This window comes from Enterococcus sp. AZ011 (genome assembly GCF_050548355.1).
GTDB lineage: Bacteria > Bacillota > Bacilli > Lactobacillales > Enterococcaceae > Enterococcus > Enterococcus faecalis.
The window spans coordinates 2,628,274-2,652,765 of record NZ_CP172959.1 but is presented as its reverse complement, the minus strand read 5'-3'; the positions used below and the strand labels follow the sequence as shown (position 1 = coordinate 2,652,765).

The 24,492-nt window shown below is 39.5% G+C and carries 22 protein-coding genes; 19 read left to right on the top strand and 3 right to left on the bottom strand.

Annotated features, from left to right (window positions below; genetic code table 11):
* The first annotated feature begins 16 nt into the window (after positions 1–16).
* Together IGL36_RS12780 and IGL36_RS12775 are read left to right on the top strand one after the other, a co-directional pair.
* The gene (locus IGL36_RS12780) at positions 17–1,030 is read left to right on the top strand and encodes an alpha/beta hydrolase (protein ID WP_002370135.1); all 1,014 of its coding nucleotides are present in this window, start codon (positions 17–19) and stop codon (positions 1,028–1,030) included.
* Positions 1,031–1,396: 366 nt separating this feature from the next.
* Complete coding sequence (locus IGL36_RS12775) at positions 1,397–6,253, top strand: hypothetical protein (protein WP_002398191.1); 4,857 nt, start codon at positions 1,397–1,399, stop codon at positions 6,251–6,253.
* Positions 6,254–6,379: 126 nt separating this feature from the next.
* On the opposite strand, the gene IGL36_RS12770 is transcribed toward IGL36_RS12775, so the two are convergent.
* On the bottom strand, positions 6,380–6,544 hold the full coding sequence (locus IGL36_RS12770) for a hypothetical protein (protein WP_224799222.1): 165 nt from the start codon (positions 6,542–6,544) through the stop codon (positions 6,380–6,382).
* 19 nt (positions 6,545–6,563) lie between these two features.
* Here IGL36_RS12770 and IGL36_RS12765 point away from each other — a divergent pair, with 19 nt between their 5' ends.
* The 10 genes from IGL36_RS12765 (at position 6,564) to IGL36_RS12720 (ending at position 15,057) form a co-directional block, all read left to right on the top strand.
* Positions 6,564–6,662: a hypothetical protein gene (locus tag IGL36_RS12765; protein WP_229201436.1), complete on the top strand. Its 99-nt coding sequence runs from the start codon at positions 6,564–6,566 to the stop codon at positions 6,660–6,662.
* Complete coding sequence (locus tag IGL36_RS12760; protein ID WP_002365407.1) at positions 6,619–7,353, top strand: WxL domain-containing protein; 735 nt, start codon at positions 6,619–6,621, stop codon at positions 7,351–7,353. The genes IGL36_RS12765 and IGL36_RS12760 overlap by 44 nt, the downstream gene beginning before the upstream one ends.
* Before the next feature lie 4 nt (positions 7,354–7,357).
* Complete coding sequence (locus IGL36_RS12755; protein WP_002385162.1) at positions 7,358–8,158, top strand: WxL domain-containing protein; 801 nt, start codon at positions 7,358–7,360, stop codon at positions 8,156–8,158.
* On the top strand, positions 8,159–8,917 hold the full coding sequence (locus IGL36_RS12750) for a WxL domain-containing protein (protein ID WP_002385163.1): 759 nt from the start codon (positions 8,159–8,161) through the stop codon (positions 8,915–8,917).
* Positions 8,918–9,022: 105 nt separating this feature from the next.
* Positions 9,023–10,105, top strand: a complete 1,083-nt coding sequence (locus IGL36_RS12745) for a DUF916 and DUF3324 domain-containing protein (protein ID WP_002358992.1) — start codon at positions 9,023–9,025, stop codon at positions 10,103–10,105.
* 101 nt (positions 10,106–10,206) lie between these two features.
* Entirely contained in the window at positions 10,207–10,692 is a 486-nt protein-coding gene (locus tag IGL36_RS12740) for a hypothetical protein (protein ID WP_002354843.1), read from the top strand.
* Positions 10,667–12,148, top strand: a complete 1,482-nt coding sequence (locus IGL36_RS12735) for a helix-turn-helix domain-containing protein (protein WP_002398190.1) — start codon at positions 10,667–10,669, stop codon at positions 12,146–12,148. Before IGL36_RS12740 ends, IGL36_RS12735 begins: the two co-directional genes overlap by 26 nt.
* A 236-nt stretch (positions 12,149–12,384) precedes the next feature.
* The gene (locus IGL36_RS12730; protein ID WP_002360979.1) at positions 12,385–12,882 is read left to right on the top strand and encodes an RNA polymerase sigma factor; all 498 of its coding nucleotides are present in this window, start codon (positions 12,385–12,387) and stop codon (positions 12,880–12,882) included.
* A 24-nt stretch (positions 12,883–12,906) separates the two neighbouring features.
* Positions 12,907–13,791, top strand: a complete 885-nt coding sequence (locus IGL36_RS12725) for an RsiV family protein (protein WP_002354846.1) — start codon at positions 12,907–12,909, stop codon at positions 13,789–13,791.
* A 129-nt stretch (positions 13,792–13,920) separates the two neighbouring features.
* Positions 13,921–15,057: an ArgE/DapE family deacylase gene (locus IGL36_RS12720; protein WP_002367472.1), complete on the top strand. Its 1,137-nt coding sequence runs from the start codon at positions 13,921–13,923 to the stop codon at positions 15,055–15,057.
* A gap of 52 nt (positions 15,058–15,109) precedes the next feature.
* Here the strand turns inward: IGL36_RS12720 and IGL36_RS12715 are convergent, their stop codons facing one another.
* On the bottom strand, positions 15,110–15,901 hold the full coding sequence (locus tag IGL36_RS12715) for a hypothetical protein (protein WP_002354848.1): 792 nt from the start codon (positions 15,899–15,901) through the stop codon (positions 15,110–15,112).
* 163 nt (positions 15,902–16,064) lie between these two features.
* Between IGL36_RS12715 and IGL36_RS12710 the strand changes: the two genes are divergently transcribed.
* The 3 genes from IGL36_RS12710 (at position 16,065) to IGL36_RS12700 (ending at position 17,650) form a co-directional block, all read left to right on the top strand.
* Positions 16,065–16,448 (top strand): YccF domain-containing protein, encoded by a 384-nt coding sequence (locus IGL36_RS12710; RefSeq protein ID WP_002358999.1) that lies wholly within the window; start codon positions 16,065–16,067, stop codon positions 16,446–16,448.
* An 88-nt stretch (positions 16,449–16,536) separates the two neighbouring features.
* Positions 16,537–16,962 carry an Rrf2 family transcriptional regulator gene (locus IGL36_RS12705; RefSeq protein ID WP_002383201.1) on the top strand — a complete coding sequence of 142 codons (426 nt, stop codon included), beginning with the start codon at positions 16,537–16,539 and terminating at the stop codon, positions 16,960–16,962.
* Between the two features lie 58 nt (positions 16,963–17,020).
* Positions 17,021–17,650: an NAD(P)-dependent oxidoreductase gene (locus IGL36_RS12700; protein ID WP_002354854.1), complete on the top strand. Its 630-nt coding sequence runs from the start codon at positions 17,021–17,023 to the stop codon at positions 17,648–17,650.
* A gap of 79 nt (positions 17,651–17,729) precedes the next feature.
* On the opposite strand, the gene IGL36_RS12695 is transcribed toward IGL36_RS12700, so the two are convergent.
* Positions 17,730–18,929 (bottom strand): hypothetical protein, encoded by a 1,200-nt coding sequence (locus IGL36_RS12695; protein ID WP_002398187.1) that lies wholly within the window; start codon positions 18,927–18,929, stop codon positions 17,730–17,732.
* A gap of 191 nt (positions 18,930–19,120) precedes the next feature.
* On the opposite strand from IGL36_RS12695, the gene IGL36_RS12690 reads away from it, so the two are divergent.
* From IGL36_RS12690 to IGL36_RS12675, 4 genes are all read left to right on the top strand, one after another.
* Positions 19,121–20,365: a competence/damage-inducible protein A gene (locus tag IGL36_RS12690; protein WP_010716771.1), complete on the top strand. Its 1,245-nt coding sequence runs from the start codon at positions 19,121–19,123 to the stop codon at positions 20,363–20,365.
* A gap of 113 nt (positions 20,366–20,478) precedes the next feature.
* On the top strand, positions 20,479–21,525 hold the full coding sequence (gene recA, locus IGL36_RS12685; RefSeq protein WP_002354860.1) for a recombinase RecA: 1,047 nt from the start codon (positions 20,479–20,481) through the stop codon (positions 21,523–21,525).
* Positions 21,526–21,921: 396 nt separating this feature from the next.
* Positions 21,922–23,478: a ribonuclease Y gene (gene rny / locus IGL36_RS12680; RefSeq protein ID WP_002354863.1), complete on the top strand. Its 1,557-nt coding sequence runs from the start codon at positions 21,922–21,924 to the stop codon at positions 23,476–23,478.
* 159 nt (positions 23,479–23,637) lie between these two features.
* Positions 23,638–24,435, top strand: coding sequence for a TIGR00282 family metallophosphoesterase (locus IGL36_RS12675; RefSeq protein WP_002354864.1), 798 nt, complete (start codon positions 23,638–23,640; stop codon positions 24,433–24,435).
* Positions 24,436–24,492 lie beyond the last annotated feature (57 nt).

Sequence of the window (24,492 nt, the reverse complement as noted above, 5' to 3'; positions counted from 1 at the left end):
AAAGCAGGTGAATAGAGTGAAAAGAAAAATCGTACGTTTTATCCTTTGGTTGTTAGGAATCCTTGTGGTTATTTGCTTAGGCGTGTTTCTCGCCTTTCAATTATCTCCTAAGCCAGGCGCTTGGGTCATCAACCAGTTATTCGCAGGTGAAGTTGAAATAAAAGATTCAGCTTCCTATGATAAAGCATTGCCCAATGTCCAATTGCAAGAAAATCAAACATACCCTTCTTCAAGAAAAAAGAATACCTTTGATTTGTATTATCCCCAAACGTCAAAACAAGCGGTACCAGTCGTTTTATGGGTCCATGGTGGTGGCTATGTGGGAGGAGATAAGTCTGGGATGAAAGAGTTTGCGACACGTTTAGTGGCTGATTCCTCAGTTGCCTTTATTTCAATGAATTATGAATTAGCACCAGATGCACCTTATCCAAGCCAGCTCCAGCAGGTCAATGAACTTGTTCAATTTTTATTAGAAAAGAAACAAGCGTATCCCATGTTAGATTTATCTAAGCTTTTTATTGGCGGGGACAGTGCGGGTGCACAGATTGCTCTACAATATGCAACAGTTCAAACCAATGCCAACTATGCCAAAGAACTAGGGATGACTGCAGCATTGCCGGCTAGCCATTTAAAAGGCACGCTCTCGTATTGTGGTCCGGTGGATTTGAAACAAATGGCCAACCAACAAAGTGATAATCGTTTTATGAAATTTTTCGTTAAAACAGTGGCTTGGTCCTTGCTCGGCACTAAAGACTGGCAGACGAGTGCAGAACTGCAAGAAGTGAGTTTAGTGGATAAAGTCACCAAAGAATTTCCCCCGACGTATCTAACAGATGGCAATAGCTTTTCATTCCAAGAGCAAGGACTAGCCTTGGTTCAGCGGTTAAAAACTTTAAATGTTCCAGTTTCAGCTCTCTTTTTCAAAGATAAGAAAGCAACGATCACCCACGAATATCAATTCGACTATCAAACAAAAGAAGCTAAACAATGTTACCAAGAAACAGTCCAGTTTGTGAATACGTATAAATAAACAGAGGCCTTAGAAATATTTCTAAGGCCTCTGTTTATTTATTTTTGTCATTTTTTTAGCTGAGAAATATGTATAAATTAAACAAAAATGTTTATTTAATGATGTTTACATGAGAAAAAATCCGTGCTATACTACGAACTCGTTTGTTAATTTTAATGTTAAAAACAACGTTTTTGTTATTTTTGTGAACAAATTAACATTTTTATCTTACAAAAACAGCAAAAAATTCGTTTAGTTAACAAAAAGAAAATTAAAAAATAAATTTTTTTTTTGAAATTAAGAAAATATCTTTAAAAAAATCAGAAGAAAACTTCGTATACTTGAGCCATAGGTTGGTTGTGGAAAGTTTACTTCGAGGGAGGAGTGATGAAGTTAATGAAAAAGAAAATCGCTGTTTTATTGGCAACTTGTTTACTTGTACAACCATTTTTATCTGTTTCAGCGTGGGCGATTGAAGGGGAGCAACAAACGGAACGTACGCAGACACAGCCAAAAACAGCAGAAACCAGTACAAGTGAAGCAACAAAAGAAAGCAGCGCACATTCTACAGAACAGTCATCAATGACTGAATCTAGTGCTATCACAGAAAAAGTAACCACCTCTTCCACAGAAACAAAACCAAGCGAAGAGCAGAAGCAAATCACGTTGACCTTTGAAACAACGGATCAAGCTTTGTTTCAAAATGATGCCAAAAGTTATCAAGTGGTAAAAGAAAAAAATCAGCCACTTCGGACAGAAGAATTACCAAAATGGGCGAATAGTGAGGAAAATGCGACTTTCGTTGGCTGGTCTTACCAAGGAAAAACATATACAAATGAAGAACTTCTTCAATTAGAGTTTTCAGAAGATACACAACTTACGGCTGTCTTTAAACAGAAACTGACACGCATGGCCAGAGCTATCTCAGTTGATCAGTCCATTGCGGACACAATTGCCCCTGCAGATAAAACAAAAGTGATTGTTGTGCCAAGTCCTGCAGGAGATGGAGCAGCGTACAAAGAATATGCATCGACAGAGGCTGGTTTGAAAGAAGCCTTGTTTGATTTGTATCAACAGGGGAACAATGGCGATTTCACTCTTTATATAGGAAACAATATTACGACGAGTGCGGCGACCACCGCTAAAGTGATTCCTGACACCGTTACGGCAAGTAATATGACCTTTTACGCCTTGCAAGGCAAGGTCAATCATTTAGTGATTACTGGAAACAGCGCGGATCCGATTAGTATGGATACAACTTTACCTACAGGTTCCAAAACATTGGCACTAGGAATTGTTCACTTCGGTACAGATATTACTTTAAGAAATATTTCTTACACAGGATCACAAATGTATTTAAACGGTCATAGTTTGTCCTTGAATGGTGGTTCTATCGGGAATGGTTTCTCTGTGTTTGGCGGAACGGATTCAGGCGATGTTACAGGAAATCCTGTGATTACAGTAAATAGCACAGGTTCAGGTACGTGGTATTTTTATGGCGGAAATAATAATGGTGGAACTTTAAAAGGAAACCCAACGTTGCTCATTAATAACACGGTCTCCGGAATCAATACGCTATCAGGCGGTGCAAATCTAGGTACAGTCGATGGGAATGTAACCGTTTCTGTTAAACGAATCAATGGTGCTCTTTCTAATTATTATGGTGCAGGAATTGGTACAGCAGCAAACCCAATTTCTGTGACCGGGAGTGTTTTCAATGAGTTAGACATTGCAGCGGAAGCAAATAGTTCTTTTAGGATGTCCACTTACTATGGTGGCGCACTTTATGGAAACATTAATGGTACCATTAAAAATTCATTATCTGGATATGGCGGTTGGAGTTCAAGAGGGCCTTATGTTGGTGGTTCAGGTCGTGGGAATATTGGAACAAATCGTGGAACAAATGCAATTTCCACAACCCTCGATGCAAGTAATTATACAACCTATGGACCAAGTATTATTGGAGCCAATCGTTATAACGGCACAATAACAGGAAATATTGAAAATACGGTTATTGGTGGAACAACAGCTGCTCAAGGCGGTATAGGTAATTTTGATGGTGGTAGTGGAACGGAAGCTGATCGATTATCAAAAGCAGCACTAGGGGCTTCCAATGAAGGTATCTATGATGCTTATACATCAGAGCAACGGGCAAAATTAGCTTTTGATAGTGCAACTTATAAAATTTTAGGAAATATTCACTCACATCTTGTTAAAGGTTCATTTGGTAATGCGGATCTGTGGCGAACAACCGCAGCTGGTGTAGGTGGTTACGTAGAAGGTAAGGCAACTATAGAAGTTGGAACACAAACAGGCGATGGCACAGCTGGCGGCGATGGCTTGGTTTATAAAGGAAGTCGTCCAACTGACACGAATTATTCTTCTAGTAGAAATAATTTAGCGAATGCGAAAGATTTTGATATTGCTGGCGGTGGTCTTGTCATTGGCCGAGATGCTTGGACTATCTACATTCGCGGTGAGTCAAATACAGTAATTAATAATGCTGTAGCTCGACGAACATACGGTGGTTTATTTTCTGGCGTTGTTGAAGGGAACACCTCTAATACATTGAATGGAGGTATTGTCGATACCTTAGAAGGAAGTGGTTATGAAGGCGGTCGAGTTTATGGAAATGCCCAAGCAACTGTCAGGAATGGTCAAGTTGACTGGTTCTTATCTGGTGGTGGCTGGAATGATAAAAAAATTGTCGGGAATGTTGGAGTAACCGTTTATGATGGTGTCATTAATGCCTCAATGGGAGCATCTTATGGTGCTTCAAGTGATCATACTGTTACTGGAAATTCTAATAATATTGTTTACGGTGGCGACTTTTCTGGTACTCCTCGTGAAGGAACGAATGGTTTTTCTGGCGGAATAACAAATGTTGGTTCTTTGTTAGGAAACGCAAATTTGACCATTGATTTAAGAAACTACAATCGCGAGTTTAAATTGCCTTCGGGAACGTCTATTTCAGGAGGTGTTCCTTATAACGGAACAACTAATTTAGGAACAGATGATTCTAATACAATTACGCTAAATATCTATACAAAACCAGGTTCAGATGTTTTGAATGGTGCAGCTATATACGGAGATGGCGCGCGGACGTCCTCATATACAAAAAGTGGCAAAATTATTATGAATATTCAAGCAACAGGTTCAAGTATTGGTAACTTATATGCAACAAATTATGGTAATGCCCCTACGACAGGGCTGTTACGTGATGTCGAGATAAATTTACAAGGTGCCAAAACAATCAATGGATTATCTGGTGGAAATGCAACAGATAGTTTCACCAATACCATTGTTTCTAAAAATGCTCAGAAAGTTGTCATTAACATTGGCGAGAACGTTGACGGCACCAATAACTATCAAACAGAACCACTAAATGCGACAGGCTTAGGCGTTGTCAACTTTACGGAATTAAATGTCACCAATGGCATTAAATTAATGGCTAATGGTGGGAACATCAAAAATGGCGTTTCTGCTACTGCCGCGAACCATAGTACGACTTACAATGAATTCGGATCAATTCATCTATCTAAAAACGCTGGAATTGGGATCACCAACACAGCCAATTTAATTTCAGCTAGCAAACTAACGGTTCAGGATCATGCAACATTAGAAACAATTCCTGGTACAGGTAAAGTAAACATTGCGGATTTTGAAGCTGTCGATCCAACAAAAGATGAACTTTTATGGATTAAACCAACGACAGATACAACTGCTTTGGTGGATAGCACAGGGACTTGGTTTGGAAATGTCAAAGCCTATCAGGTCTTGACGATTAATCCAACGGTCAATAATGCTACAAAACTTACGCCAACAACGTTTCATGGGATTGAAAAAGCGACTGGAAAAACATTTATTGGCGATAACGATGTGACCAAGGGCGCCAATGGCTATGGAATAGCAATTCCTGGCTCTATCATCGATTATGAAGTGGAAACGCCTGGAATTGTGGCAGGTGCAGGTACTATTTCTCATGATGTAAAAGAGGTCAAAGCCGGCAATGCGCCATTAACCTTACAAGCGTGGGGCACCGAAGTAGCTGGACAAAAAGTTCAAAAAGGACGTTTGATGATTCCGACCTCAAGTGCTTTAACACCAACCCTAAGCTTCCTTCCTGACGAAGTAACAGGTTCTTGGTTGCACCAAGGAACGGTTAAGTCTAGTGAAGTTGGGAGCGCGATAGAGCAAATTCCAGAGCAAAAAGATACCACCCCGCTTTCATGGAAAGCGACGAATATGAACTACAGTTATCAGGTGAAAGTTCAATTTTCAAATAAAGTGGAACTTTCGGGGCAATCGGTGATTGTCACAGAAGATGAGGCAGCGCAACTAACGACTGTCGATAAAGTAATAGAAATGCTCGGTGCAAAAGGTCGGCCGTTTTTCAAAACCTCATTAAAAGAGACGGATTTACCACAAATTCAAGCGCCGTTAGCAGAAAAAACTGTATCGCGGACACATGATATTCAATTAGAAGCAGGGACGTCAGGAGATAATTTGCAAAACAAAACGGTTCATTTAGTTGTTGTGAAAAATGAAAGTGTCCTTGCCAAAGATCGTTCGTTTGCCTTGTATGCGACAAGTGCGCATTTGAAATTAAAAGAAGCAAATGGCTTAACGAATTCAGACGAGTTGGCACAATGGACACAAGCAACGGTGATTTTCGCAGATGGTCGGGCCAATCAAACACCAAGTCTTGATGCCGCAACCTTCCAAGCCATTCAGCAAGCGAAACCAGAAGAATTAGCCAAAACGGTGCCAGCCAATTATCAATTTACAGAAGCTGGTGAAACGTTAAATAAAAAAGTCAATGTGTCTATTTCAGGTGAATTAACGTTAGAAAAAGTACCTAAAACAATTGATTTTGGCAAACAAAAAATTTCTGCCAAGCCAGAAGTTTACTGGCCAACTCTTTCAGATGATTTAGTCGTTCAAGACACACGCGGGACAGAAAGTACGCCTTGGAAACTGAATGTTCAGGTAACGAATCCCTTAACGAACGGCACAAATCAATTGGAAGATTTGTCATTGGTTACAGACAAAGGAGAATTTTTACTCAATAAAGGAGATACGGTTGTTACAGAAAATGAAGGCTCCGGTTCAGGTAGTTATACAATTAACCAAGGTTGGGGTGCGGCAAACCAACGGGGACTTAAACTATCTGTGCCAGTCGAGAAACAAAAAGTTGGCGAATTCAAAGGGACATTGTCATGGTCATTAGTCATGGCACCATAACAAGGAGGAGAGAAGTGAGATGAAAAAATACCTTTTGCTTAGTTGTTTTTTAGGTCTTTTCAGCTTCTGTCATTCAGACACTGCGTTTGGGGAAGCAGCTTATGAAAATAGTGGTGTTGTCTCCTTTTATGGAACGTATGAATATCCCACAGAAGAGTCGACAACAGCGACTAGTAATTCTTCCACAACGACCGAACCCACCAAGCCAGCTGACGGAGGCGCTTCATCCGTCCTTTCTTCTGGCGTATATGGGTCGCGACAAGGAAGATTACCAGCGACAGGTACCATCAATCAAGCACCATTTATTTATTTGGGAATCAGCCTTATCACTATAGGCATATTATTTATTAAAAGGAGAAGAGAAGATGAAAAAAACAGTATTAGCAGTAGTAGGGATTGTAGGATTTAGCGGTGTCCTAGCGACACAACAAGCATTTGCGGAAGACATTAACGTGAACTATACAAGTAATGGCGCCATTACATTTGAACCAGATACAGATCCAACGAAGCCAGTTAATCCAACCAATCCAGATGAAAAAGTTGAACCAGAAGATCCAACTGACCCAACTGGACCAAAACCAGGGACTGCAGGCCCCTTATCAATTGACTATGCTTCAAGCTTTCAATTTGGCGCCCAAAAAATCACTTCCGATACGAAAGATTATTACGCACAAATTCAAACATTTAAAGATGGAACAACAGGTCCCAACTATGTTCAGGTAACGGATAAACGTGGGACACAAGAAGGCTGGACGTTAAGCGCTGTACAAAATGGGCAATTCAAAACAGCCCAAAATGAAGAATTAGTGGGGGCCGCTTTATCGATTGCCAATGCAGGTGTGACATCGATTGTTGATGCCGCATACGCGCCAACACCAACAGCAGCACATACCTTTGTTCCTGGAACAGAAGTAGAATTAGTCAAAGCAGAAGATGGCAAAGGAATGGGGACTTGGGTCTATCGTTTTGGGAAAGATGCGACAGAAGGTGCTACTGCCGTGAAATTAAATGTCCCAGGTAAAGCGATTAAATTAGCAAAAGAATATCGTACGACCTTAACATGGACATTGAAATCTGTACCAACGAATGTTGGAGGCTAAGTAAATGAAAAAAACAGTCGTCTACTCCTTGTTATTCGGAACAATGTTGCTTGGCGCCACTGTTCCTGCTGAAGCGGCGACGGTCGTTTTTGATAGCGAACAGTCGATTGTTTTTACCCCAAGCACAGATGGGACGGATCCAGTAAATCCAGAAAATCCCGATCCAGAAAAACCAGTTCGACCAGTCGATCCAACGAATCCTGATGGACCTAATCCAGGTACCCCTGGGCCACTTTCCATCGATTATGCCTCAAGTTTGGATTTTGGGAGTAATGAGATATCGAATAAGGATCAAACGTATTTTGCCAGAGCGCAAACCTATAAAAATCCAGATGGTTCAGCAAGTGAATTGGCAACTGCTAATTATGTACAAGTAAGTGATTTACGGGGAACCAATGCTGGCTGGGTTTTAAAAGTGAAACAAAATGGTCAATTTCGTAATGCAGAAACATTACACAAAGAATTAACAGGCGCCACCGTCGCCTTTACTGAGCCCAGTGTTCGCTCAAATGCGACGGACGTATTGCCGCCAACTGCTACCGCAAACATTCAATTAGATGCTGCGGGCGCAGAAACTGTTGTCATGCAAGCCCCAGAAAAGACCGGCGCCGGAACGTGGATCACGCTGTGGGGGCAAGCAGAAAAAGTGACCGAAAAAAATCAACAAGGACAGCAAGTAAATGCCACGATCACACGGGCAATCTCACTAACTGTTCCCGGGAAAACCCCTAAGGATGCAGTACAATATAAAACAACATTGACTTGGCTACTTTCAGATGTACCAGTAAATAATGGAGGGAAATAAATGAAAAAGACAAAAGTAATGACATTGATGGCAACCACAACTTTAGGCGCATTGGCACTTGTACCAATGAGTGCATTAGCAGTTGACGGTGGTGAATACCAAACAAACGGAGCGATTCAATTTGCACCAAATACGAACCCAACGAATCCAGTTGATCCGACGAATCCAGATCCGGATAAACCAATTACGCCAGTTGATCCAACTGATCCGACAGGACCTAAGCCAGGGACAGCAGGTCCGTTATCCATTGACTATGCATCTAGTTTATCTTTTGGGGAACAAACGATTACCTCAAAAAATATGACCTACTATGCAGAAACACAAAAATACAAAGATAATGCTGGTGCCGACCAAGAAGGCCCGAACTTTGTTCAAGTCTCAGATAATCGTGGGACTGAAACAGGTTGGACGCTAAAAGTAAAACAAAATGGTCAATTCAAAACTGAAGCCAACCAAGAACTAACAGCGGCCAAAGTAACTTTAAGCAACGGACGCGTGGTTTCAGCTTCACAATCTGCAAAACCAACGACAGCGCCAGCTACGATTGAATTAAACCCAACTGGGGCTGAATCAGTGGTCATGGCTGCTGGCGATAAAGAAGGTGCGGGTACGTACTTAATGAGCTGGGGCGATAGTGTAGATACCGCTAAAACAAGTATTTCCTTAGAAGTACCTGGTTCAACCACAAAATATGCGAAAAAATACACGACAACTTTTACTTGGACTTTGACAGATACACCTGCTAACACAGGAAACTAAGAACGACAGCATACACGCAAGATCGGGATATAAGTCAAAAATTTTTGGCTTATCTTTCGGTCTTTTGGTGCTTATAATACAACAAAGAATGACAGACATAGGAGAATGAATATGAACAGATGGAAAGTATATGCAACGGTAATCGCTTGTATGTTATTTGGCTGGATTGGCGTGGAGGCGCACGCTTCTGAATTTAATTTTGCGGTCACACCAACAATTCCCGAAAATCAAGTGGATAAATCAAAAACCTACTTTGACTTAAAAATGGCGCCTGGTGCCAAACAAACCGTAGAAATTCAGTTACGCAATGATACAGATGAAGACATTACCATTGAAAATACGGTGAACTCAGCGACAACAAATTTAAATGGCGTAGTAGAATATGGCCAAAACGGGATCAAACCTGACAAAACTTTACGCTTTAACTTAAAAGATTATGTGGAAGCACCGAAAGAAATCATCTTGCCGAAGCATTCCCAAAAGACCTTACCTTTAACCATCACGATGCCTAAAGATTCTTTTGATGGCGTGATGGCTGGCGGTATAACACTCAAAGAGAAAAAGAAAGAAACCACGACTTCTGCGGATCAATCAAAAGGGTTAGCTATTAATAATGAATACTCCTATGTTGTGGCCATTATTCTTCAGCAAAATGAGACAAAGGTTCAACCAGATTTAAAATTACTGGGGGTTAAACCAGGCCAAGTCAACGCGCGAAACGTCATCAATGTTTCTTTACAAAACCCACAAGCGGCCTATTTAAACCAATTACATTTAATCAACACTGTTTCAAAAGGAGGCGAAACGCTTTACCAATCCGATACTGAGGATATGCAGGTGGCACCAAACTCTAACTTTAGTTACCCAATTTCTTTAAAAGGGGAACGATTAACGCCAGGGAAATATGTCTTGAAATCAACGGCCTATGGTGTAAAAGATGAAAAGGGCACCTATCAAGTCAAAGGCGCCAATGGTGAAGAACGGTACCTGTACAAATGGGAATTTACAAAAGAATTTACTATTTCTGGGGACGTTGCTAAAGAATTAAATGAAAAAGACGTAACCATTAAAGGAACCAATTGGTGGTTGTATCTACTGATTGCATTAATCATTCTAGCGCTGCTCTTATTGATTTTCTTCTTGTATCGTAAAAAGAAAAAAGAGGAAGAACAACAATCTGAGCAATAAAAAGGGCTATCTATTGACAAAAAGGGTTTTCCTTGTAAAAGTAAAGGTACTTTTACAAGGAATTGCTTCCCATAAAGTAGAGGTAGAGAGAGTGAGAAGCCATGAGAAAAAAGTATCTTTTTTTATTTAGTTCTTTGCTAATTTTTACGGCTGTCGAAATAGAACCAATTCAAACATTGGCGACACCTATTTATAATCCCTTAGAACCAACGGAAGAAATTCAACCAAAACCAGAATCAATCACCCCTCAGGAAAAGTCAGAACCGGAACAACCTGCGCCAACCCCTCCGGAAGATCAAAAAACTACGGTTCCTTCTGAAGAAAAAAAGCCTTCACCAAAGAAAAAAGACAAACCTGTGGAGAAACCGGCAATGTCAAAAGAAAAAAAGAAACAAACAAAAGAAACAACGGCTCATCCTTTACAAGTGAATAAAGATTTTGTCTTTCCTAACGGACTTGGTGCAGGCGGCGATGAAGAATCTGAAAGCTATTTAGCAGCGGTTGGGTACTTTCTTTCAGGAAATGGATTGTATGGGAAAAAAATGGATGTGAGAGAAGTCTATGATATTGATGATGTTTTTAAATAAAGTGGATAAAAGAAAAATCGCCTTATTTCAGTTACTGGAAAATGCACCGATGTTAACAGAGTCAAAAGAAACTGTAATGCAGGAGTTAGAATTATCTGAATTTATCGTAAACAAAACGGTCGCTGAATTAAATGCCGATTTTATTGAATTTGGTTTATCAGAGGATTTTCAAATTGTGAGCGATGGTATTTTCTTAACGCTTAATGAATCAGGAACGGAAACTTCTGCTACTTTGATTGATTGCTATATTAAAGAGTCGTTACGTTTTGCTATGTTTCAAGATTTCTTTTTTCAGCGTTTTGATTCTGTAAATGAGTTTGCGTTAGAACACTTTGTTAGTCACACATTGGCTTATAAGGAGTTCAAGGAATTAAAGAAAATGCTGGAAAATTATCAAATTACAATTAATAAAGAATTTCACTTGGTGGGAAATGAAACCAATTTACGCGAAGTAACAACACTGGTTTTTTTACAATTATACCAACGTGATTTTTCATTGTACGGTAAAAAAGTTTTAGAGCAGATTCGGAACTTTGAGCTATTTTTTTCTGAGAAGGTTCATCTTAATCAGCGTGCGGGCTATGCACAAGCTAAATGTTTTCATTTTTTGGCGGTTTCTTTAGTACGAACGCAGCAACAGTTTTATGTAGAGAAAAAAGTAGATTCGCAAGTGTTAAAACAATTAGCCGGTGACAATCAGCAGAATGTTTTCAATTGGTTAGAGAGTCTTCAAATCCCAGAACCACAACGAACAAACGAAGGCAATTATTTACTCTTATTTTTAATTGCTGAAGAGTGGCTTCAAGTAGCTTCAGCAGCACTTTGCCAAAGATTTGCAGAAATTCAACAATTGAATCGTGACTTGTTAAGCTATTTAAAAATACAATTTCAGCTTTCCGAGGAAGTCCTGCGAGGTTTTGAACAAAAAGTAACAATCGTTCATTTTAAATTGTTCCATTTTCCAATAGAAGCAAACTATAGTTATCGCAAAATGGATATAACCTACTTTGCAGAAACGTATACAGAGTATTTTTCTGCTAGTCGACAATTTATTCAAGAACAAAAAACGAATCCCGCTGTTTGGGATGCCAGACGGTTTTTATTTTATCGGTATCTGTTGTTAATGGTGGATGCGTTACCATTGAAAAAAGTTTTGGCTCCGATTACATTGTGTGTCGACTTTTCCTTTGGTGAAGCCTATAATCGTATGATACAAAAAAATATTGAAAAAATTACGGAATGGAATATCATTTTCAAAGCACATGTAGATGAAAGTGTACAATTAATTTTATCGGATATTCATTTTGTCGATTGGCCTGAGATTACCCAAATTATTTGGCTAGCGCCACCACGTCCTGTTGATTGGTCGCATTTTATTAAAACGCTGAGTGCACTAAGACCGCACTCGGGAGAAGAAAACAAGGTCGGGACAGCACCGCTTAGCTCCGAGAAATAAGAAGAAATTTCCGGAAATTGTTCTTTAATTCTTGGATAATTTCGGCTTATTTCCGAAGGAGCTGGTTCTGTTCCCGCCGTTTATCAGATTTTGAGCGTGAAGCAAAAATCCAAAGTGATTTTTGTACCACGCTTTTTCTTTTAGAATATAAAAATTAAAAATAATAAAAAAGTTGAAACTTTTTATGCTTGTGATTCGTCTATATAAGTGTACAGGAAAGGAGGCTCCAGAAATCGATGGTTTTCGATGGTTGGAAAAGAAAAAAACAAATTCGCGCGTTAGAAACGCTTGTGGATACCAAATATGAAAAAATGTATCGCATTGCCTTTAACTATACACATTCGAAAGAAGATGCCTTGGATGTGATTCAAGAAAGCTTTGAAAAGGCACTGAAGGCCATCCAAAAAGGACCCGATATTAAGGATTTTGACGCGTGGTTCTTTCGAATTCTGCTTTCTGTAGCGACAGATTATTGGCGTAAAAAGAAACGAGAAGCTGTTCATATTGAAAAAGATGAACATGTGTTAGCCCTTTTAAATAATCCCCAACGCAGTTTTTTAGAAATTGAAGAAATTATTAATCAATTAGATAGTCCCAATCGTGAAATTATTCTATTAAAATTTTTTGAAGGATTTACGCTAAAAGAAATCGCTTTGATCCTGGATATTAACGAAAACACGATTAAAACGAAGATGTACCGCAGTTTGAATGAACTCCGAAGTCTATTGAATTAGTAAAAGAAAGGAAGCGAAAAAATAATGGAAGATTTTGTAAAAAGCGTTGTTAAAAACTTTTCAAAAGAATACCGCCAACAACCGTTGCCAACGGATCTACAAGCGGAAGTCAAAGCGCGTTTTCATAAAGAGAAAAAGCGGTACACCTGGCTTCGTTTTAGAAACCGCTCACTGCAAAGTAGTCTAGTAGTGGCTTGTGGCTTTGTCTTATCAGTCAATTTGTTTCCAGGTTTTAGTGAAGCAGCCCGCAACATCCCTGTGTTAGATAAAATTGTTCAATTAGTCACCATCAAAACGTTGACAGCGAAAAAACAGGAAAGTGAAGTAAACATCGATGTCCCTAAAATCCAAACATCCCAAGAATCTTCAGTAGCCGACACGCTCAACAAAAAATACTTGAAAGAAGCCCAAACAGAATTTCAACAAGTCAAAGGGCAATTGTTTGATGGTTCTCGTGTTTCAGTCACTGGAGATTATGAAAAAGTCGTGGACGACCGTCGCTTCCTAGTGGTCAAACGAACCTTCACAGAAATTAAAGGCAGTTCTGCGACGACAACAAAATATGACACCATCGATAAACGAGCCAATGTTGTCGTTTCACTCCCCTTAATTTTTAAAAATGATTTTTACATTGATGTCATTAGTAGTGAAATTAAACAACAAATATCAGACCAAATGAAGAACGATAGCAATAAAATATACTGGTCCGAAAAAGAGGATGCCCCCAGTGATGTTCAACCCTTCAAAAAAATTAAAAAGGACCAACCTTTCTATATCAATGAAAAACACCAATTAGTGATTGTGTTTCCTCAAGGAGAAATTGCGCCTTACTATATGGGCACCCCTGAATTTGTGATCCCTAATCAAGTCATTGAGAATGAATTGGCAGCGCCTAATTATTTAAAATAAACTCAGTAAAAAACACGCGACATTTCTTAAAACTGTCGCGTGTTTTTTGCTGACCTAACCAAGTCAGTTGCGGTTTTACTGAGAGAAGCGTACACTAGAATTAAGCATAACAAGAAAGGGCGAATGGCAATGGAAAAATCAGAAAAAATTAGTATTTTACAAGATGTGGTTAAAATTAAATCTGTAAATGGAAACGAAGAAGAAGTGGCAATCTATTTACAAAATCTTTTGAAAAAATATGAGATCCCTTCTGAACTTGTTTCTTATGCACCAAATCGTAGTAGTTTGGTTGCTTATTTAGGTGAAAACCGAGAAAAAGTCTTAGGGTTTAGTGGCCACATGGACGTGGTTTCTGAAGGGGATGAAAGTCAATGGACTTTCCCACCATTTGCGGCCCATATTGAAGGAAATAAATTGTATGGCCGTGGCGCAACGGACATGAAAAGCGGCTTAGTCGCAATGGTTTTAGCAATGATTGAATTAAAAGAAAAGGAAGTTCCATTAAATGGAGCGGTTAAATTTTTAGGTACAGTTGGTGAAGAAGTCGGTGAGCTAGGTGCTGGCCAATTAACTGAAAAAGGCTATGCGGATGATTTAAGTGCCTTAGTCATTGGAGAACCAACCAATTATAACTTGATGTATGCGCACATGGGTTCAATTAACTATTCTGTTGTGTCACACGGAAAAGAAGCCCACAGTTCGATGCCAGAAGAAGGCATTAACGCGATTAATAATTTGAACGAATTTATTACAGAAGCAAACCAACAAATGGCGGAAGTCACAGCAAACTATGAAAATCCTGAATTAGGTCGAACGATTCACAATGTAACCGTCATTAAAGGTGGCACACAAGTGAACAGTATTCCAGGTCAAGCAGCCTTGCAAGGGAATATCCGTTCAATTCCAGAATTCAGCAACGATCAAGTCATTGCATTATTACAAAAAATTGTCGATGAATTGAACAAAAAAGAAAAACATCAGTTAGAATTAACGATTGATTACAATAAAATTCCTGTAAAAGCTGAGAAAGATTCTGCGTTAATTCAAGCCATTCAAGCCCAATTTGATCAACCATTACCATTAGTGACAAGCGCTGGGACCACAGACTTAGCTGAATTTACTAAATCAGACAATACATTTGATTGCGTTGTCTTTGGACCAGGTGTGACCACTACTGCACACCAAGTCGACGAATATGTCGAAATTGATAATTATTTAGATATGATTGATAAGTATCAAGCGATAGCAAAAAGTTATTTAAATTAAAAAAATGTCGCGCCTGAATCGTAAAGTTCAGGCGTGACATTTTTTATAAGGTTTATTCCACCACAGTCCATTCATTTAAGGTTTTGCCGTTCTCATCAACTAGCTCTAACCAGCTGTTTGTTCCAGCAAAATAGAGAAACAAGCCGACTTCATTAACGCTTTTTAAGACGATATCTTCCGTTGTGACAAAGTCTTTAAATTGGCCCTTGCGTTCATCACGAAGTTTTTCACCAAATCTAGCGGAGAAACCGACAGACCCGTCTTTATTTAAAGGGGCTTCTGGCATCATTGTCGCGCCAGCTTTAATAAGCATTTCATTGCGCTTTTGCCAAAAAACAGTTGCTTTGCTTTGTCGAGTATCAATATAAAAAGGAATTTGGCTGACTTCTTTTGTCCATTTGTGGCGTGCTTTGGCTGGTCTGGCTTTCTTCGGCGCCGGTTTTTTAAACAGAGAGTAGCCAAAACGTTCCAAGATAAAGGTGACTGTTTCTTTATAGTTAGTCACTGTCGCTACCGCACTTTTCGGAATTTTGACTGTCGCTGGGGTTGCTTCCAATGTTAAACCACTTTCTTTCGCATCATCTAGGAAAGCTTGCGCTAAATAGGCAAGTTCTGTGTCCCAAGTCGGTTTCAACAAAATCGAGTGATCAAAAGAAACTTCTTTATATGTAGCTTTTTCTTCAGCAAGTCCTAAAGCAACTAGTTGGTTATCTCTTAGCAAGAAAAGAATCGCTGCCTCTTTTTTCGGTAATTTAGTTGTTTGTTCAATGATTAAGTGGGCCTGATCGGCTAAATCAATGAGTGTCTTTGTTTTTTTTAGATCAACGGTTAAATGTAAGTCCATGAAGTCTGCTCCTTTATCGTTAGTCTCTTCATTGTATCATGAAATAGCGTCTTCGTCTTTTAACGAGTCAGCGACCTTACAATATTGTTTGAAACAAAAAGAAGCTTTCGTGGTATACTTACTCACATACATAATTTTTAATGAGGAAAGTAGAGGAACAAGAATGAAAACACTTGGCAATATTTTATGGTTCATCTTTGGCGGCTTTTTTGGTGGCTTATCTTGGCTATTCGCAGGCGTGATTTGGTGTATTACAATTATCGGTATTCCGATTGGTTTACAATGTTTTAAATTAGCGGGGTTGAGCTTTTGGCCGTTTAAAAAGCGAGTCGTGTATAGTGATAGCGGCGTATCTTTGGTGGTAAACATTATTTGGCTGATTATCAGTGGACTACCATTAGCAATTGGGCATTGTATTAGTGGCTTGTTGCTTTGTCTGACAATCATCGGTATTCCGTTTGGGCAACAGTCCTTTAAATTGGCGAAATTAGCGTTAATGCCGTTTGGGGCCCGTGTTGTTTCAACAAATGATTTTTATTTTGAATAGTCAGAGGTTTCTCATTGACAAATAAAACGAAACAGCGTATTCTGTAAATGTAACAAATAACGTTACATTTAGTTTGGAGTGATTAGACATGGCCATGTCAACGAAATTAAGTGTTGCGATTCATATTTTAAGTTTGATTGAAACAGGTCCTCAAGAACAAGTGACTTCTGAATACATTGCTTCGAGCGTGAATACGAATCCAGTCGTTGTTCGACGACTAATGAGTCAGTTAAAAAAAGCCGGCTTGATTCATTCCATGCGTGGAGCCAATAAAAATACCTTATTAAAGAAACCAGAAGAGATCTCACTGTATGAAATTTATACAGCGGTTGAATTGGAACGAGAGATTTTCAATATCCATCAAAATCCTAATCCAAACTGTTCCGTTGGGGCAAATATCCAATCGGTACTAGAAACTGAATTTACTAAAGTGCAACAAAAAATGGAAGAAGAATTGAAAAGCATCACCTTAGCAGATGTGATTCATGAAATAGAAGTTAAGAGAGATAAGTAATCTCTCTACTTTTAAAGTATTAAATGTAACTATTTTAGTTCTATTTAAAAATGAAAGGATGATTTACATGAAAGTAGCAGTATTAGGAGCAACAGGAAAAGAAGGACAATTACTTTTAGCAGAAGCTAAACGTCGCGGGATGGACGTGACAGCCATCGTTCGTAATGCCTCAAAAATAACAGATGGCACACCGACCATTGAAAAAGATGTTTATCAATTAACAACAGAAGATATTCAAGCGTTTGATGTATTAATTAGTGCCTTAGGATTCCCTGATGTGCAAGATTTCCCAAAATCTACCCAGCATTTGATTGAGATTTTAACCAATCAAAAAACGCGCTTGTTTGTCGTTGGGGGCGCTGGAACCTTGTATGTGGACCCAGAACACACAACTCAATTAAAAGATACACCATCATTTCCAGCAGAAATTCAGCCATTAGCTTCGGCGATGGGCGAAGCTTTAAACTTATTGAAAGAAGCTCAAAACATCCACTGGACCTATATTAGTCCTGCAGCCATGTTTGATGCTGAAGGTCCTGCGACAGGCCATTATGAAGTCGCTGGCGAAGAATTAACAACCAATAGTCAAGGTGACAGCTACATTAGTTACGCAGACTACGCCGTTGCCATGTTAGATGAAGTGGAAAGTAATGCACACCCAAATCAACGAATTAGTGTGTATCAATAAAAGAAAAAAATCATAAATAAAGAAAGAAGTGAGAGATAAAATGTTTTATCTCTCACTTCTTTCTTTATTTACACAAAAATTAATAACATTTAGAACAAGGTGTTAAGCCTCTTGCTTGGGCATCTGCCAACGTAGTTGCCGTATAGGTTCCATTTCCACATTTACGTGCATGGTATTTACTGCCAGTTGGTGTCACAAGAACAGTTGCGCTTGTTTCTGGACCAGCATTTGCAGCAGCCGTCTCGACTTCCGCCGGCGCCTGTGCGGCTTGTTGCGCCTCTGCTTCAGCTTGCGCTTTTGCTGCCGCTTCGGCTTGTTCTTTTTGCGCTTTTTCAGCGGCTAGTTTCTGAGCTTCTGCTTCTTTTCGTTGTTTTTCTTTGTGGGCATCTAATTGAGTTTTAACAACGGTTACCCGTTTTGTTAAAGCTTGATTTGGGGAGTTTAAAGCGTCAATTTGTTTGACCGCTTCATTATAGTAAGCTTCATTGGTTGGTTCTTGTTCAGCTTTTTCAACAGCGGCAGTTGCACTGGCGACTAATTGTTCATTTTTTTCTTTTTCAGCGATAGCGGTTTGAACAGTCGTTAATCGTTGTTGAAATCCTTCTTTGCCAACTGGGGCAGCAGCTACTAATTTTTCAGCTGCTTGATAATCGCTTTTACTTTTAGATTTTTCAGCAGTTGTAACTGCTTCATCAACAGGTACTGCTTCTTTGATTTTTTCAAGGCGATCATTGTATTCCTCGTATTCTTGACTTAATGAAGATACTAAGGTTGCGGCTTCATCATAGTTTTTCTGAGAAGGTTGTTTTTCAGCGTAAGCTAAGGCTTTTTCTGTTTTGGCCAATTCTTGCTCAGAATCTGTGATGCTCGCAATAAATTCTTTTGATGGTGTGACTTCGACTGATTTTTCAACTTTGGTATCTTTCTTCTCAGCAACAAAGGTGATTTTTTGCGTTTTTTCATCGGACAGTTTTACTTTGTAAGCAAACGTTTTGTCTTTCGTTTTTACTTCCTTGCCATTGGCCGTTAGTTTGCTGTTGCCGTCGTATTCGCCTTTGATGGTGGCTGAGCCATTGGCATCGGTTTCAACACTCTCTGCATCAAGTGAAAGCGTTGGGGAAGAATCTGTCGTGGCAACCCCACCAATAAATAGAGCGGCACTTGCTAATGCGGCATAGCCATATTGTTTTTTAGGTTGTTTCTTAATTAATGCTTTGATAGTCAGTCCCCCGCTGACAAGTAACCCTAATAGACCCAAAAGTCCTAATACTACACTCATTCATTTCTCTCCTTTCGATATAACGTTATTATACAATGTATTGTGAGAAAATGAACATTTTTTTCGTAATAATTAATAAATTTCCTGATAAAAAAATTATTTCCTGAAGCTCAAATTCTTTTGTAAAAATTTTGTTGTGCTAAAATGGAAAGTGAGTTTAACTACGTATGTTATTAGAGAAGGGGAAATCAATGAAAGCAGAAATCATTGCAGTCGGAACAGAGTTATTACTGGGACAAGTAGTGAATACCAACGCCACCTTTTTATCAGAAGAGTTAGCTGCGCTAGGCATCGACGTTTACTATCAGACCGTTGTTGGCGATAACGGCGGCCGCTTAGAAACGCTACTAACAGAAGCAGAACAAAGAAGTGATTTAATTGTCCTATGTGGAGGGCTAGGACCTACAGAAGACGATTTAACCAAGCAAGTTGTCGCACAACATCTCCATAAATCATTAGTAGAAGATCAAGAAGGATTGAACCGCTTGCACCAGTTTTTCCAACAGTCTAAGCGGCCAATGACGGAAAATAATCTACGACAAGTGTTAGCCATTGAAAGTGGACAAGTTCTTCAAAACCCGACAGGATTAGCGGTTGGTTCTTTCGTAACAGAAGGCACAACAAGCTATTTGCTCTTACCAGGGCCACCCAATGAATTAATTCCGATGTTCCAACAAGCGGCACGACCTTTATTGATTGATGCGTTTCCACAAGAAGAACAATTGATTTCAAGAGTCTTGCGTTTTTATGGGATTGGTGAATCACAGCTGGTGACCGAGATTCAATCGTTGATTGCGAACCAAACGAATCCAACCATTGCGCCTTATGCTAAGCCTAATGAAGTGACACTTCGTTTAACAGTTAAAACAAAAGACTTAGTAGCTGGCGAAGAATTATTAACAGCGACGGAAGAAAAGGTTTTAGCTAAAGTGGGAGACTATTTTTATGGGTATGGGGATGACAATAGTTTAGCCAAGGTAACAGTGGATTTGTTATTACAAAACGGACAAACCGTCACGGCTGCTGAGAGCCTCACCGCTGGCCTATTCCAAAGTACACTGGGGGAAATTGCGGGTGCTTCGAAGATTTTTAAGGGAGGCTTCGTGACGTATTCGCAAGAAACAAAAGAGAACTTTTTAGGAATTTCTCATGAACTTTTAGAAGAGCATGGCACGGTAAGTGAAGCGTGTGCCAAAGAAATGGCAGAGAAAGCGCGTCAGTTAGCTAAATCTAACTATGGTTTATCATTTACTGGGGTCGCTGGTGACCCAATCGAAGGTCAACCGACAGGCACTGTTTGGATTGGGCTGGCGGAAGAAGGCCAACCAACCGTTGCAGAATGTTTCCATTTTAACCGTGACCGAAATTATATTAGACAGAGTGCGGTTATGCGAGGGTTAGATCTTTTGCGACGCCGAATCATTAATAAAAAATAAATATGCGAATGTTTGTTCGGTTTTTTCTTGCTTTTTTGGTACAAAAGAGATATGATAGACCTACTAACAGGAAATGAAAAATAAGTTTATATAAATTAAAGGAGGATTATCCATTGGCAGATGATCGTAAAGTGGCTTTAGATGCCGCACTGAAAAAAATTGAAAAGAACTTTGGGAAAGGCTCTATTATGAAATTAGGCGAAAAAGCTGATCAAAAAATTTCAACTATCCCTAGTGGTTCTTTAGCGTTAGATGTTGCATTGGGCGTAGGTGGGTATCCACGTGGCCGAATTATTGAAGTATATGGTCCTGAGAGTTCAGGTAAAACAACTGTTTCTTTACACGCAATTGCAGAAGTGCAACGAAATGGTGGAACAGCCGCTTTTATCGATGCTGAGCATGCATTGGATCCTCAATATGCGGAGAAACTAGGCGTTAACATTGATGAATTACTTTTATCTCAACCAGATACGGGTGAGCAAGGCTTAGAGATTGCCGATGCCTTAGTTTCAAGTGGTGCGATTGACATCGTTGTCATCGACTCGGTTGCTGCGTTAGTTCCTCGTGCAGAGATTGATGGTGAGATGGGAGCGAGCCATGTCGGCTTACAAGCTCGACTAATGTCTCAAGCACTACGTAAATTATCAGGCTCAATTAATAAGACAAAAACAATTGCTATTTTCATTAACCAAATTCGTGAAAAAGTTGGCGTGATGTTCGGAAATCCTGAAACAACTCCTGGTGGACGTGCATTGAAATTCTACGCAACGGTTCGTCTAGAAGTCCGTCGTGCAGAACAGTTAAAACAAGGAACAGACATCGTCGGTAACCGCACAAAAATTAAAGTCGTTAAAAACAAAGTGGCGCCACCATTTAAAGTGGCAGAAGTTGATATCATGTATGGCCAAGGGATTTCCCAAGAAGGCGAATTACTAGATATGGCTGTGGAAAAAGACCTTATCAGCAAAAGTGGTGCTTGGTATGGCTACAAAGAAGAACGAATTGGCCAAGGCCGTGAAAATGCCAAACAATACATGGCGGATCATCCTGAAATGATGGCAGAAGTGTCTAAATTGGTCCGTGATGCATACGGCATCGGTGACGGTTCAACCATTACAGAAGAAGCAGAAGGTCAAGAAGAATTACCCTTAGACGAATAAATAACGAGTGAATACGACTCGTTAAGAAGAAAGACAACACTTACTGAACAGGACAGGTGTTGTCTTTTTTTGTTTAGAACTAAATTGTTAAATAGACTGTTGTCCATGTCCGAACCCATCCACATCAAGCAGCTTAGTCAAACAGCAGACTATGCGGCGTTTGTTCTAAAATTTAAACAATTCGTGACGGCGGAAACCTAAAAATGTGACGTTGTCTAATATTTGCTGCCCTTTCCAAAAGAAAGGGCTTTTTTAAGTTGACACCTTTCGCGACAAACATTAGAATAAAATTGTGTGTATGCACAAATATGCAAGTAGGCATATTGATAATTGATTTTAGTTTATCAAAAAACTACAAGATATGAATTAACAAAAAGATAGTATGGAGGTGGAAATATGGTTTTAAATATTCTCCTCGCTATCGTCGGTTTGATTGTCGGTCTTGGTTTAGGATTTGTTATTGCAAAGTCACGTCATGATAAAGCAATAAATGGTGCAAAAATTTCAGCGTCCAGTATTCTTGAGAACGCTCGGAAAGAATCAGAAACACTGAAAAAAGAAGCATTGCTAGAAGCTAAGGAAGAGAACCAGAAGTATCGTTCAGAAATTGAAAGTGAGTTGAAAGAAAGCAGATTAGAACTTAAATCTCAAGAAAATCGTTTAATTCAACGGGAACAAACGTTGGATCGTAAAGATGACTCTCTTGAAAAACGTGAAGGCTCACTGGAAGAAAAAGAAGAGAAACTTGGTGCTAGACAGCAATTAATTGATGAGCGAGAAAAAGAAGTAGAAAACTTAATTAATCAGCAACATCAAGAATTAGAACGAATTGCTTCCCTTTCAAAAGAAGAAGCAAAATCGATTATTATGAAGTCAACAGAAGAAGAGTTGAATCATGAACTAACCTTGATGGTCAAGGAGTCAGAACAACGTGCCAAAGAAGAATCTGATCGCAAAGCGAAGAACTTGCTTTCCCTAGCAATTCAACGTTGCGCCGCCGATTCTGTTTCTGAAACAACTGTTTCCGTGGTCACTTTACCAAATGATGAGATGAAAGGTCGCATTATTGGTCGTGAAGGACGTAATATTCGTACATTGGAAACATTAACAGGGATTGACTTAATCATTGATGATACGCCAGAAGCGGTTGTGTTATCCGGATTTGATCCAATCAGACGAGAAATCGCTCGAATGACCTTGGAAAAATTAATCCAAGATGGTCGGATTCATCCCGCTCGTATCGAAGAAATGGTAGAAAAATCACGTAAAGAAATGGATGAACGGATTCGTGAATACGGAGAACAAGCAGCCTTTGAAGTAGGTGCTCATACGTTACATCCTGATTTAATTAAAATTTTAGGCCGTTTACGTTTCAGAACAAGTTATGGTCAAAATGTCTTGAACCATTCAATCGAAGTAGCAAAACTGGCTGGCGTTTTAGCCGCCGAATTAGGCGAAGATGTTCAATTAGCCAAACGTGCAGGTTTACTACATGATATTGGGAAAGCATTGGATCATGAAATTGAAGGTTCTCACGTTGAGATTGGCGCAGAATTAGCTGCGAAATATAAAGAAAATTCAGTAGTTATTAATGCCATTGCCTCGCATCATGGTGATGTGGAAGCAACCTCAGTTATTTCTGTTTTAGTGGCAGCCGCAGATGCGTTATCTGCAGCCCGTCCAGGTGCACGTAGTGAATCGTTAGAAAACTACATTCGCCGCTTAGAAAACTTAGAAAATATTTCTAATAGTTTTGAAGGCGTTGATTCAAGTTTTGCTGTTCAAGCAGGACGTGAAGTTCGTGTCATGGTGAAACCAGAAGAAATTTCTGATTTAGAATCTGTTCGTTTAGTTCGAGACATTCGGAAGAAAATTGAAGATGACTTGGATTATCCAGGACATATCAAAGTAACGGTTATCCGTGAAACACGTGCCGTTGACTATGCGAAATAAAATAAAAAGCGAATAAGTATCGCGTGTAGTGTCTCAACGAACAATTGCAAGGATTGTTCGTTGAGACACTTTTTTTAATCTTTTAAAACCAAAACTTTCTTTTCAAAGCGAAAACAACTATAATAAACAAGAGATGTTAAAAAGAGAAGAGGAACCTTTTTGCGTATATTATTTATAGGAGATGTTGTCGGTTCTTTAGGAAGAGAAGCCTTAGCAACGTATGTCCCTAAATTAAAGAAAAAATATCGTCCACAAGTGACCATTGCCAATGGTGAAAATGCGGCATCTGGTCGGGGAATTACTGGCAAGATTTATAAGAAATTTTTGCAAGATGGTGTCGATGTTGTTACGATGGGTAACCATACGTGGGACAACAAGGATATCTTTGAATTCATTGATGATGCGAAGAAAATGGTTCGTCCAGCGAACTTTCCAGAAGATGTGCCTGGTCAAGGAATGGTTTTTGTGAAAGTCAATCAATTGGAACTAGCGGTGATTAATTTACAGGCCCGCACATTTATGGTGCCATTGGAAGATCCTTTCAAGAAAGCCGCCGAGCTAGTGGCTATCGCTCGCAAACGGACACCGCTCATTTTTGTGGATTTTCATGGCGAAACGACGAGTGAAAAACAAGCCATGAGCTGGTTTTTAGATGGCCAAGTTTCAGCCGTTGTTGGAACACATACGCATGTTCAAACAAATGACGCTCGGATTTTACCGAAAGGGACAGCCTTCTTAAGTGATGTCGGTATGACCGGACCTTATGATGGGATTCTAGGAATGAAGCGTGAACCGATTATTGAGAAGTTTATGACAGCATTGCCGAAGCGCTTTGAGGTAGTCGAAACAGGGCGGACGATTTTATCTGCCTGTATTTTAGAGATTGATGACCAAACGGGCCAAGCGAAGATGATTGAGCCGATTCAGATTAGCGAAGATCGCCCGTTTCAAGAATAATAGAAGAAAAGTTAATCTCGGATCATTAAGAGGTTAACTTTTTCTGCTCTTATAGAA